The organism is Mesobacillus harenae (genome assembly GCF_013343715.1).
Taxonomy (GTDB): Bacteria; Bacillota; Bacilli; order Bacillales; family Cytobacillaceae; genus Mesobacillus_A; species Mesobacillus_A harenae.
In genome coordinates, this window is sequence record NZ_JABUNR010000024.1 from 14773 (window position 1) to 27036 (window position 12264).

14 protein-coding genes are annotated in these 12264 nt (G+C 40.8%); 12 read left to right on the plus strand and 2 right to left on the minus strand.

Annotated features, from left to right (window positions below; all coding sequences use genetic code 11):
• Positions 1-28 precede the first annotated feature (28 nt).
• Together HRJ06_RS21335 and HRJ06_RS21340 are read left to right on the plus strand one after the other, a co-directional pair.
• Positions 29-250 (plus strand): hypothetical protein, encoded by a 222-nt coding sequence (locus HRJ06_RS21335; protein ID WP_174734967.1) that lies wholly within the window; start codon positions 29-31, stop codon positions 248-250.
• A gap of 164 nt (positions 251-414) precedes the next feature.
• Positions 415-2979, plus strand: a complete 2565-nt coding sequence (locus HRJ06_RS21340; RefSeq protein WP_174734968.1) for a DEAD/DEAH box helicase — start codon at positions 415-417, stop codon at positions 2977-2979.
• Between the two features lie 219 nt (positions 2980-3198).
• Here the strand turns inward: HRJ06_RS21340 and HRJ06_RS21345 are convergent, their stop codons facing one another.
• Positions 3199-3639: a GNAT family N-acetyltransferase gene (locus HRJ06_RS21345; RefSeq protein ID WP_174734969.1), complete on the minus strand. Its 441-nt coding sequence runs from the start codon at positions 3637-3639 to the stop codon at positions 3199-3201.
• 140 nt (positions 3640-3779) lie between these two features.
• On the opposite strand from HRJ06_RS21345, the gene HRJ06_RS21350 reads away from it, so the two are divergent.
• The 8 genes from HRJ06_RS21350 to HRJ06_RS21385 all read left to right on the plus strand — a co-directional run bounded on the left by HRJ06_RS21350 (position 3780) and on the right by HRJ06_RS21385 (position 10016).
• On the plus strand, positions 3780-5057 hold the full coding sequence (locus HRJ06_RS21350) for a LysM peptidoglycan-binding domain-containing protein (RefSeq protein ID WP_174734970.1): 1278 nt from the start codon (positions 3780-3782) through the stop codon (positions 5055-5057).
• A gap of 217 nt (positions 5058-5274) precedes the next feature.
• Entirely contained in the window at positions 5275-5493 is a 219-nt protein-coding gene (locus tag HRJ06_RS21355) for a hypothetical protein (RefSeq protein ID WP_174734971.1), read from the plus strand.
• A 149-nt stretch (positions 5494-5642) separates the two neighbouring features.
• Positions 5643-6572 (plus strand): glutaminase A, encoded by a 930-nt coding sequence (gene glsA / locus HRJ06_RS21360; RefSeq protein WP_174734972.1) that lies wholly within the window; start codon positions 5643-5645, stop codon positions 6570-6572.
• A 136-nt stretch (positions 6573-6708) separates the two neighbouring features.
• A complete protein-coding gene (locus HRJ06_RS21365) occupies positions 6709-6864 on the plus strand; it encodes a hypothetical protein (protein ID WP_174734973.1) in 156 nt (51 codons plus the stop codon).
• 28 nt (positions 6865-6892) lie between these two features.
• Positions 6893-7162, plus strand: coding sequence for a hypothetical protein (locus tag HRJ06_RS21370; RefSeq protein WP_174734974.1), 270 nt, complete (start codon positions 6893-6895; stop codon positions 7160-7162).
• Between the two features lie 386 nt (positions 7163-7548).
• The gene (locus HRJ06_RS21375) at positions 7549-8325 is read left to right on the plus strand and encodes a DUF429 domain-containing protein (RefSeq protein ID WP_174734975.1); all 777 of its coding nucleotides are present in this window, start codon (positions 7549-7551) and stop codon (positions 8323-8325) included.
• 53 nt (positions 8326-8378) lie between these two features.
• On the plus strand, positions 8379-9215 hold the full coding sequence (locus tag HRJ06_RS21380; RefSeq protein ID WP_174734976.1) for an oxidoreductase: 837 nt from the start codon (positions 8379-8381) through the stop codon (positions 9213-9215).
• A 27-nt stretch (positions 9216-9242) separates the two neighbouring features.
• Positions 9243-10016, plus strand: a complete 774-nt coding sequence (locus HRJ06_RS21385; RefSeq protein WP_174734977.1) for a methyltransferase domain-containing protein — start codon at positions 9243-9245, stop codon at positions 10014-10016.
• Between the two features lie 8 nt (positions 10017-10024).
• On the opposite strand, the gene HRJ06_RS21390 is transcribed toward HRJ06_RS21385, so the two are convergent.
• Positions 10025-10561, minus strand: coding sequence for a ribonuclease H-like YkuK family protein (locus HRJ06_RS21390; RefSeq protein WP_338421134.1), 537 nt, complete (start codon positions 10559-10561; stop codon positions 10025-10027).
• Between the two features lie 192 nt (positions 10562-10753).
• On the opposite strand from HRJ06_RS21390, the gene HRJ06_RS21395 reads away from it, so the two are divergent.
• Both HRJ06_RS21395 and HRJ06_RS21400 read left to right on the plus strand, forming a co-directional pair.
• Positions 10754-11680 carry a CBASS cGAMP-activated phospholipase gene (locus tag HRJ06_RS21395; RefSeq protein WP_174734978.1) on the plus strand — a complete coding sequence of 309 codons (927 nt, stop codon included), beginning with the start codon at positions 10754-10756 and terminating at the stop codon, positions 11678-11680.
• Between the two features lie 217 nt (positions 11681-11897).
• On the plus strand, positions 11898-12209 hold the full coding sequence (locus tag HRJ06_RS21400) for a hypothetical protein (protein ID WP_174734979.1): 312 nt from the start codon (positions 11898-11900) through the stop codon (positions 12207-12209).
• The last annotated feature ends 55 nt before the right edge of the window (positions 12210-12264 follow it).

The following is a 12264-nucleotide window of genomic DNA, read 5'->3' on the forward strand; positions in this document are numbered from 1 at the left end:
TTAGTTAATGTGGAAAGGAATGCGTTGGATGAGAAACTTACGGTTTTTAGTGAATGAAGAATTTAAAGCAAGTGAACTTGCTGAAGATTTGCGTGTACAATTGGAAGTAAATCGTTTTAATTCTGTAAAAGTGCTCTCAGTAGACAACCGAAATGAAGTGATTGTACAGCTGCCAGAAGCAAATGGCTCATTAGAAGAGGCTGTTGGAAGTTTCATGGAAAGCTATCAGTCAGGTCTTATATTAGAATAATCAACTTATAGCTCCCATCATGGGGGCTTATTTTTTTGAAAAGGTTTGCTCAAGTCTCAATGTGGGATTAATGGCGAAAACAGTGATTGACCAAGCCTTTCCACTGGGGAAAACGGAGTATTGGTATATACTAAAGGGAAATGAAATTAAAGGGGAACTATGTAATGAGTAAATTAGAAACTGTTTACCCTTTGGCGGTGGAACAGACGAAGATAAAGGTGTTTGAAGATATCAAGCGGTATCTTGAAACAAAAGACAAGAAGCCAGAGCTTGAGGATTACTTAACAGACCGCAGCCAATATTATGAACAAATATGGATTAACGTATGGATTAATAAAGCTACAGGCAGTGTGCCAAAGCATGAAAAGAAAAGCTATCTAAGTGAACGTGGCTTTGAAGTAGATGATGTTAACCGTAAGCTGATTAACCAATTATTCAGAACGGAAATAAGAGATTATCAGCCCTTTGATGTGAAAGGCTGGATTGATGAAACTTATACAGGCGAGGAAAAGAAATGGGAAGATTTATACAAGGAAGCCAGAGCAGAGTTTTTCCAACAGCAAGAGGAAGAGAAGGAAGCTGAGGCAAAGAGGAATATTCAGCAGGAAATCAGCAGCACAGCTGAAAAACTAATTGATGAGCAGTATGAACTTTTTTACTTGCAGACCAGGCATTACGTAGCCGTTTCTTTATTAAAGGATTTTACAAGCCGGACTAAATTTAAACGGGTCGATACCTTTGCTCTGGAGGAAAAACTAGTCGATGAAGGAACATTTGATCCTAATTCCTATTCAACAGTTTCACAATTTTTTGAAGAACTCACGGGAGAAATTCATAAGACAACGTATGGCGGCCGTCACTATTATGAGTATGAGACGTTTGAATTTGTTTATGAGCGGCTTATTACAAGCTATATTTTTGACCTTATACCACGGCTAGTTCTTGAACAATTGTCAGCATCCATCCTTACAAAACTTCTTGAAACAAACAGCAAAAAGATTTCAGCTTCGGCCATAAAAAAACAGCTGAAGTATTCTCTTGATGACGTTGCAGGGGATTTTATAGAGGAGATTCAGAGTGAATACATTACAGACCTCCTTAAAATAGCAACTATACCGTTTGATGCTGAAGTGCATAAAGTAATTTTTCTAAAAGATGTGATCGAGAGGGAAGAGAAAAAGGCAAAAGAGCAGGCTGATATTCAACGCAAAAAGCAAGAAGAAAAAAGAATGCTTGAGGATATATTTGGCCAGGAATACAGCCCGCCAACTGGGAGAAATATGCGTTATGTTCTTCATATCGGTGAAACAAACACTGGAAAGACCTTTCATGCTCTAGAAAAAATGAAAGCAGCAGAGAGTGGGATTTACTTGGCTCCCCTCCGCTTGTTAGCCCTTGAGGTGTTTGATAAGTTAAACGCAGATGGTACACCGTGCTCTCTTAAAACCGGGGAAGAAGAAAAAGCCGTTGCCAATGCCAGTCATATTTCCTGTACAGTCGAAATGTTTCATGAGAAGGATTTTTATGATGTGGCAGTAATAGATGAGGCTCAGATGATTACAGACAAAGACAGAGGATTTTCATGGTATAAAGCTATAACAAAGGCGAATGCCAATGAAGTCCATATTATTGGAAGCCGAAATGCTAAAAAAATGATGCTGGAGCTGCTTGGTGACTCAGAGATTGAAATTAATGAATACAGCAGAGATATTCCGCTTGAGGTGGAATCGAAGGAATTCAAAATTAAGGATGCTAAAAAAGGGGATGCACTCATTTGTTTTTCGAGGAGACGTGTTCTAGAAACAGCCTCAAATCTTGAGAGAGCGGGCCGGTCGGTGAGCATGATTTATGGTGCCATGCCGCCGGAAACTAGAAAAAAACAAATGCAGCGCTTCCTGGACGGGGAAACAAGTGTCATTGTTTCTACTGATGCAATTGGCATGGGGCTGAATTTGCCGATAAGAAGGATTGTGTTTCTGGAAAATGAGAAGTTTGATGGAACCCGGAGGAGGACACTAACATCTCAGGAAATTAAGCAAATTGCCGGCCGTGCAGGAAGAAAAGGCATTTACAATGTTGGGAAGGTCGCGTTTATTGGGGACATTAAATTAATGAAACGACGGCTTTTACAGGAGGATGAGCCTGTCCATACCTTTGCGATTGCCCCAACGACGGGTGTATTTGAAAGGTTCCAGAGGTATTACCGTGATTTAGGAACGTTCTTTGATCTTTGGTATAAATTTGAAAGCCCAAAAGGAACAAAAAAAGCTTCTCTTATGGAGGAACGGGAATTGTATGAGAAAATCCGCGGTACAGAAATTGAAGCTCGACTGCCGCTAACCGATCTCTATGGGTTTTTGCATCTTCCATTTTCCTCAAGAGAACCTTCTTTAGTAAGGCAGTGGGAAGACACTATGTTTGCTATAATTAATGGACAGGAGCTCCCAGACCCCCTGATGAAGAATGCGAACCTGGAAGAGCTGGAGCTTGCTTATAAGGCGGTAGGCCTGCACCTGCTGTTCCTTTACCGCCTCGAAAAAAGAACCGAAGCGGTATACTGGGAACGAATCAGGGAGGGCATAAGTGACGAAGTACATGAGCGCTTAAAAACAGATGTAAAACACATGACGAAAAAATGCAGGAACTGCGGCAAGAAGCTTTCATGGGATCATCCTTTTCAAATCTGTGACAACTGTCATCATGCAAGAAACAGAAGGTATTATGATTAACCATCGGACATTGGAGCCAATCCAATGTCCTCTTTATTTTTTAAGAATAAAAGTTCCAAGTTACGGAAAATCTTATGCGTTGTCTTTACTAGCTTTAGCGGCTAGTGTACTTCGCCCACCTCCCTATGATAAGTCAACATCAATCGCTTCCGATCTTGGTGTTCCCTTTGTCTCAGTCGATGATCTTAACCTATGGTCTTTTAATGAGGCTCGAGTATGTTAGGGAATTTTCATTTCCATGATGGTTGATAAATTTCTAAATCCAAGTTCTTCATATAATGCTTTTGCAGAGTTACCTTCAAAAACATTCAATTGGATGGTTTTTAATCCTTGAGTTTGAAGATCCTGGATCGCAGCCAGCATTAATTTTCTCCCAATCCCTGACTTTCGGTATTTAGAGAACACATATAGATCAAGGAGAGTTCCGATTTCTTCATTTTTAAGTAAATTAAAATCGCTCCCTAGTAAAATCCAGCCGGCTAGGCTTCGGTTTTCAATGGCCAACAAATAGTAAGCACCATTTTGAAGGAGCGGCAAAAACATATTTATAGCGTTTTGGGTATTGTTTCCGGCATAACCCATTGAACTTTCCGCCATAACTTTTCCTGCTAATCTGAGGATATTCTCTGCTTCTGAAGGGGTGGCTCTTTTTATAATCATTTTTAGCACCTCCATTTTAAAATGTTAATTTAATATACTGATAATCGGCGTGGCTGGTGCTGTTTTGAGAGAAGATCCATTAGTCTATATTTACTTCTTTTCCATATGATGTTAATAGCATAAAAAAGGGTGTGGTGCATATGGCAGTATATGTAGTGAAACCTGGTGATAATCTATGGGCTGTTTCAAGATTATATGGAGTACCGATCCAGTCGATTGTCGAACTTAACGGCTTAGAATCTGCCGGGGCTATTGTTCCTGGTCTTGCTATCTATATCCCCGATAATGAACAACCGATTCGTTATTATCGCATTAAATCAGGGGATACCTTATGGAGGTTGGCTGCTCGTTTTTCTACCACAATTCCTGATATTCTGTCCGCTAATCCTGGGCTGGATCCATCCCGATTATACATAGATCAGCCCATTAATCTTCCCTCTCCGCTTCCATTAGAAATTGACACCTTAGGCTTCGTTGTTCCTTATTCTCAGGAGGCCTTGCTGCCTATCATAGGTCAGCTGGCGGGGCAGCTGACCTATTTGGCAATATCGGCTTATTCCTTTACGAACGAAGGCTATGCTTATGTTGAATTGGAAGACAGGACAATCGTAAGCAGGAGCGTCGAATTAAACATTGTTCCTTTGTTAATGATTCGCAATTTGCAGGGTGGGGAATTCAGTGCTGAACTCGCTGGCCGGGTACTTCAAAGCCCAGTCTATCGCCAGAATCTTATATTGAGCCTGGTTAACCTGGCACGCCAACGCGGCTATGGCGGGATCAGTATCGATTTTGAATTTATTCCTCCACCCCAGCGGAATGATTTTAGTTTATTCCTGACAGACTTGAAGGCCGCCCTAGGAGATTTAATTTTACATGTTAACGTACATGCTAAAACAGCAGATATTCCAACGAATCGAATTATCGGGGCTTATGATTATGAGGCAATTGGCCGTGCTGCGGATCTGGTTGCAGTTATGACTATTGATTATGGTTATCCAACAGGCCCACCTGACCCAGTAGCCCCATTATGGTGGATGTACCAGGTGGTTCGTTATTCTTTGACACAGATTAATCCGAGCAAGCTGCAAATAGCAATGCCGTTATATGGATATGACAAAGTAGCAGGGACTAACATTACGAAAGCGTTATCGGTTCAGGGTGCGCAAAACCTGGCTATTTCTAAAGGATCAGTGATCAGGTATGATACAGCAGCACAGGCTCCTTGGTTTCGGTATTGGCTAGGTACCGAAGAGCATATTGTCTGGTTTGAGGACATTCGAAGTTACATGGCAAAATATAAGTTGATGGACCAGTATTCTTTAGGGGGGACTACGTTTTGGCAACTCAGGCTTCCTGCTCCACAAAACTGGGCATATCTTCGCAACGAAGTCATTGTTCGAAAGCGTCTAGGTCTTTAATCACAAAGAAAAGAGTTTCAGGAATAAGAATTTTTGTTATCTTTCTTTATTTTATACTTCCAAAACACTATATTCATTGATACCTGCTTGATATCTGGCAAGGTAATCGAAAAACCTGCCAATTTTTACCTTATGGCTTATCCGTGAGAAAAGTACTATTTTAAAATTCAGATTCATCCCCCATAATGTAAGCAATAAACCCAAAGGGGGAAAAAGAATGTTAAATATACAAAAAGACTCTATGCAAGAAGTTTTAATGATATTGCAGAACATTGGCTTACAATTAAATGAATATGAAAAAAACCATAATACAATTTCAGTTGAAAGCTATAAAGATTTATTGGACTTTTCCATTTCAATCGCCAGACGTACAAATAGTGTATCCGAGACGATCGATGAACTTTTAGATGATGTCCAAAAGAAACTTAGTTTATAAATCAGTTCTTTGAATAAGTGTAGTCCAAACGGCAACAGGGAAAAGACTCTCATTGAGGGTCTTTTTCTATTTAGATTAGTGAGCTTGTTTTATTTCCACTAATTTAGCTCACACTAAAAAAAGACGGACTAAGTAAAGTAGGTGAACAGATGCCCTGTCAGACAAATAGTGAATTAAATGAGCTCATTCTTCAGGCGAAAAGAGAAACTGAGGGTGGCCGGGTGGCCGATTATATACCAGCCTTAGCCAAGGCAAATCCAGCTGATTTCTCGGTTGCAATCATCCATCCTGACGGTTTGTGTATTTCTGCTGGAGATATTGATAAAAAATTCACGCTACAAAGTATTTCAAAGGTGCTTACACTTGCCCTGGCTTTATGTGATAACGGGGAAAAGTATGTTTTTAGCAAGGTTGGTTATGAGCCTACTGGAGATCCATTTAACTCGATTATCAAACTGGAAACTAATAATCCATCGAAACCGCTCAACCCGATGATTAATGCAGGTGCATTGGCGGTTACCCATTTGATTAAAGGGGATTCAGTGCCGGATAGAATAGAACATATTTTAAAATTCGTCCGAAAACTAGCAGGTAATGATAAGATCACGTATTCTAAACAAGTAGCCGAGTCTGAATTAGCAACATCTAATTTGAACCGAGCCCTTTGTTATTTCATGAAACAGCATGGAGTGATTAATGAAGAGGTAGAAGAGTTAATGGATTTGTATACAAAACAATGTGCCATTGAAATGGACTGTCTTGATTTGGCAAGGATTGGTGTGGTCTTTTCCTTAGATGGCAAGGATCCGCAATCAGGAGAACAGCTGCTTCCAGCTGAAGTAGCAAGGCTGTGCAAAACTTTTATGGTAACGTGCGGCATGTATAATGCCTCAGGAGAGTTTGCGATCAGGGTCGGGATACCAGCAAAAAGCGGTGTATCAGGCGCAATCATGGGCTCCGTACCTAACCAGTTTGGAATTGGGATTTATGGGCCGGCTCTTAATGATATAGGTAATAGCAGTACGGGAATAAGGCTGCTGGAAATTTTGTCTGAAAAATACTCACTAAGCATGTTTTAAGGGATTGTTGATTTTAGGACTCTGTTGAGTGTAACGGGAGAAGCGGGTTAAAAGGAGACCTAAAGAGGGCAAGGCCCCGAGGCGCGCTGACTGTCTGATGTTAGCGACCATAGCTAAAAAAACGAGGTGGAAATTGATGACGAATAAGGGTAAGTTTGAAAAATTGTTCCGTGATTACGGGTATCCTGAAGACGAGATTCCACGTTTAATGAGGGAAGCGGGAAATAGCGGCTACGAAGAAATCCGTAAGCGGATTATGCCTTATAAGGACATATCTGCCGAAAGGCCGTAGACTCACTTTTAAAAGGGAGAGGAAGAGGTTGGAAAATTCTGAGGTCATAAAATATAAGTTCGAAGCTGCAGATGAAAACGAAGAATTGATCATTAAAGGAGAAATATACGGAAGAGCAGCTCTTCCTGCTTTAGATGATTTAAAATTAAATGCCGTAATCGCTTTGTTGAATTCAGTTGATCAACAAAACTTTCAGGCAGCAGGAAAATCAGATGTATTTACAGAATTGATTAAGGAAATCGAAGAGACTGTCGATGCCATCAAAAAACACGACCGCTTTCAAGGTGAAATCAAATAAAAGTTGAGGGATAATAACCACTTGACTAGATTCATGTTATTTACGGATTAAGAAAGCTGAATCGTTAAAGATGAGATAAGAGAAAATGTAAACCGCGAATATGGGAAAGATCCAACTGTCGATAGGTAGTAGAATCCTTATCTGAATGAACTATTCTGCCACAAGCAACGGGTTAATTATAGGGCAAATCACTGATATGATTTATTATGCCAACGGTGTTATGGAGGAAGATAGATACCTCCAGTTACAGATCAGAGTGAACTAAACCATAAACTGAACTCAAACTCCAATGGTAAAACTTCCAGGTCAGTATTCCAATCTTGCAATGAGGACAACAAGAATGTATAAAAGCAGTCTTAGAAGCAGCAGAATAGACGGGAGAGATTATGAATAAGTTTAAAAGAGTAATAGGGATTGGCTGGGATGTAGGCGGCTGGATGGGCCACAACCATGGAGTCGCAATCTGCGAATGGAAGCAGGGCGAACAGGTAGTCCAGTGGAAGGGAGTACCTGCAGAAATATCTATACCTCATGGAGGGTTATTAACATTTGAAAATTTGGCAGCGGCTGTTGACCCGGAATTAAACGTGGCAAACTTAGAAGACACTTTAATTGTGATAGGCGTAGATGCTCCGCTAGGCTTTCCTGCTCAATTTACCAGGCTATTGGCTGGTGAAACGCCCGCAGTTATAAAGCCTACCAAGGAAATTGAGAATGGTCTTGCCTATCGGTTTACAGACCAGGAAATTTATCGTATCTTTGGGAAAAAACCATTATCAGCTTCGTTTGACCGAATTGGCAATAATAGCTCGGCTGCGATTATACATACGAGGAACTGGGAACAGGATTTTAGTTTTAAATTATATCCGATGCGAGCTGCGGAACCAGGCGATGACCGGATTATCATTGAGGTCTATCCTGCTTTAGTAAAAGCACAGCGGTTTTTAGATGCGTATCCTGGATTAGCGAAACATTTGCCGTCCATTCAGCCTGGAAGCGATGCTTATGATGCTTGTTTATGTGCTCTATATGCACTAGCTTTCGCGACCGGTGGAGAATTATTGCCGAGACTCCAAGGTCCGCCTCAGGATCATTACATAAAAGACGAAGGCTGGATCTACTACTTTGATCCAGAATCGATAAAAAAATTAATACGAGGGTGACAGGCACCTTCCAGTTTTCTGGAAGGTGCCTGTCACCCTCAAAGGGGGTACATATGAAAGAGACAGCGGTTGTGACGGGGGCGTCAAGCGGGTTTGGTTTATTAACGGCATTGGAGCTGGCTCAGCAAGGGTTCTATGTGTTCGCTGCGATGAGAAACCCAGAAAAGGGATCAGAATTAGTTCGGAAAGCGGAAGCGATCGGTGTAAGTGAACAGATCGAAATCTTACAGCTGGATGTTACGAAGGAGGAATCAATTGATAATTTTAAAGGGTTAGTTCAACATATGAGCCGGCTGGATGTCCTGGTGAACAATGCAGGTTATGCCGGGGCAGGGTTTGTAGAGGAAATTCCTTTATCGGAGTACCGGACTCAGTTTGAAACAAACGTGTTTGGGCTTATTGCCGTAACTCAGGCATGCCTCCCAGTGATGAGAGCTAACAGAAAAGGAAAGATTATCAATGTTAGCAGCATTAGCGGAAAAATCGGTTTTCCTGGCCTGTCCCCTTATGTCGCCTCAAAACATGCACTTGAAGGCTGGAGCGAATGCTTACGGCTGGAAATGAAACCGTTTGGAGTCGAAGTTTCTCTTGTGGAGCCAGGTTCTTTTAAAACGAATATCTGGTCTACAGGGAAACAGATTACTGAAAAGTCACTGCAAGTGGACTCTCCCTATTATTCTTACATGCAAAAACTAGATAACGAGCTTAAAAGAGGCGAGAGCAGCTATGGTGATCCAACCGATGTAGCCAAAATGATTGCAGAGATAGCCAGGGCGAAGGAACCTAGTCTCCGCTATCCAATTGGCAAGGGAGTACGGACCAGCCTCGCATTGAAGAACGTCCTGTCCTGGAAAAGGTGGGAGCGTATCTTTTTAAAAAAGTTAACCTAAAACGTACGGTCCATGGGGGGTATATGGGTGGATATTAAAAAGGATGTTCAGAAGCAATTTGGAACAAATGCGGAATCGTATGTAAATAGTGAACTTCATAAAACCGGCAAAGATCTGCGCGCATTAATAAACATGGCGAGCCTGACAGGTACAGAGACAGTCCTCGATATTGCAACAGGCGGCGGCCATACAGCGAATGCATTTGCCAGTTTGGCACAGCATGTGACAGCACTTGATCTAACTTCAGAAATGCTAAAGGCAGCTGAGGGCTTTATTAGCGGAAATGGCCATCAAAATGTTAGTTTTATTCAAGGAGATGCTGAAAAACTTCCTTTTCCAGATAGCCATTTTGATATCGTAGCTTGCCGGATTGCTCCGCATCATTTTCCCAACGCAGAAAAGTTCGTTAAGGAAACCTATCGAGTTTTAAAAAAAGACGGTCAATTTCTGTTGGATGATAATGTCGTTCCCGAGCTCGATGAATTCGACCAATTTTACAATGCAATTGAAAAAAAACGGGATTACAGCCATTTCAGAGCTTGGAAAAAAACCGAATGGATACAAATGCTCGAGCAGGAAGGCTATGAAATTTGTGAGTTTCAGCGCTTTACGAAAACGTTTATGTTTGATTCTTGGTGCGGAAGAATGAAACTGCCACTATCTGAACAAATGGAGCTGAATGACTTTATCCTTAGGGCTTCAGAGCAAACAAAGGCTAAATTTCGTATTGAAATAAAAGGCGGGAAAGTGGTTTCCTTTCAAGGGGAAGCATTAATTCTGAAGGCTGTCAAAAGGCTTTAACCTTGGATTTATTTTGTATAACGGTTTGCATAGCTTGATGCTACAAAGGCATCGGGCTTAATTTTTGGTTCAAAGCCCATTGACTTCACCCTGGTCACCATCTCTTTTACAAATTCTCTTGTTTTATTACGTTTGCCAGCGCCAATATCAAGGTGGCCCTCCATTTTAAAAGATGCACCCTGATAAATATAGGGCAGGACTATATCAATCATGGTGGTTTTACGTTCTTCTGTAAAAAGTGAGACAATTTCCTCTGTTAGTGAAGTTTCCAGGGAGATCCGTTCATGCAGCTGATCCATCCTTCTTGGAACATTATAGCTTCGGATGCACGCCCATGCGCCTTTCCCTTCATTTTGAATGACAATTCCAGATATAAAAGTTGTACAGTCAGCATGAACCTGTGAATCAGTTCCGACCATTAAGCGGAAATTCCCGCTTGGTTTAAGCTTCATAAACTTGATAATCTTTTCAAAGACTTGCTCAAAGGTAAGGCTGTTTTCCTGCAGATTTTGAAATGTTTTCTCGTTTTTGTGTAAATATCGCACTTAATCACCTGCCCTTCTTATATAAATATTATTATTTTTTAAAAGTTAAATTCCACTTTTTGGGATGTCTCTCTATTATTATATTGAGGAAAAGGCCAACTTGTTATAACTAATTTTTACCCTTTAAGCTGCAGAGAGTGTAGCAATAAGCCAAGCTGGCGAAACTGAGGGTAAAAAGCACAGGTGGATTGAATGAAAATATTGTGCATTGACGGCGGTGGAATCCGCGGTACCTTTGCTGTTGCCATTTTAAAAGCAATCGAAAAAGAACTGGACCGCCCGGTCGGAGAAATGTTTGACATCATAGCAGGAACGAGTACAGGAGCAATTATAGCTGCATCCGCCGCATTAAATAAGGATATGGGAGCAGTTCTTGAAAGCTACAAATCCTATGCGGAAAAAATTTTCGTCAGGCAGGCTAGAATTGGCCTGCTTAAAAGTGTATACAGTGACCGGCAGTTACGAAGGTTTTTCAAACAAGCTTTCGGAGAGCATAGTCTTGCGGACATCGAGAAGCCTTTACTTATCCCAGCAGTCGACATTACCCATGGAAAACCGTATGTTCATCGTTCTAACTATGGGGTCGCTGATGAGTCAGAGTTAGCGATAAAGCTGTGGGATGCAGTCCTGTCTTCCTGCTCAGCTCCTATTTATTTTCCGCCAAATAATGTTCACAACAAGTATTTATCGGTAGATGGGGGTCTTTGGGCAGACAATCCTTCATTGGTTTGTATTACCGAGGCCCTCCGTAATTTTGATAAAAGCCTGAAGGAAATAAACATATTATCGATTGGAACTGGAAGGCAAAATATTGATTTTGCAATTAGTGAAAACAAATATTGGGGTGTCAGGCATTGGCTTCCTTTTCAATTTCACTCAATGAAGGTTACGCCAAAACTTCTTGATCTGGCTCTGCACCTGTCCGCCGAATCCGTTTCCTACCATAGTGAGCTGTTGCTTGAAGAACGCTATTTACGTTTGAACTGTGACCTTGGAGGAGAGATTCCTTTTGATGATGTGAAGTGTATGGATAAACTTGCGGAGCTGGGAGCCGAACTGTTTTCAAGCAAAAAAGCGGAAATTCTTCGTTTTATTAAAGAAGAGGATACGTTCTCATAAAAGGGAATCTTATCTGGTGGTGGGAAAAGTGGGTGCAGCTGAATAACAGATGATGGCCAAATGACTTATGTTTATAGCGAAACGCATTAACAAAAGAATGGGCAATTTTGTAGGATGAAATCTTAATGCTTTCATCCTTTTAGTTTGAAAAATAGGGATAAAAAATCACCTGCAGTTATAAAATTTAGAAGTTGTTAATATTAGGGAGCAGGTGAAAATGAGGATGGAGGTTGTTTTTCATTTAAGAAATCTTTTATTCTATGGGATTCTTGTTATGGCGTTTTGGTTTTCATTGAAGCTGGCGATGAGATCAAAGCGAGTTAGGGAGGCTGTTTTTATTTCCATTTTATCAAGTGCATTGATTCTAGTTCCTGGAGGATTTTTTTTGTACCTAACTGAGCCCGATATGATCGGAAAGGGATTAGTGGGATTTATCTATAACATTTCATTTCTAATTATTAATTCTATTAATATATTAGTGTTTATTTTCTATAAAAGATCTCAGAAACAGGAGGATTCTATTAAGTAAGGGAGGGGTTCTATTACGGTATTATTATCTGAATATTCAATGCTCATGAATTAAG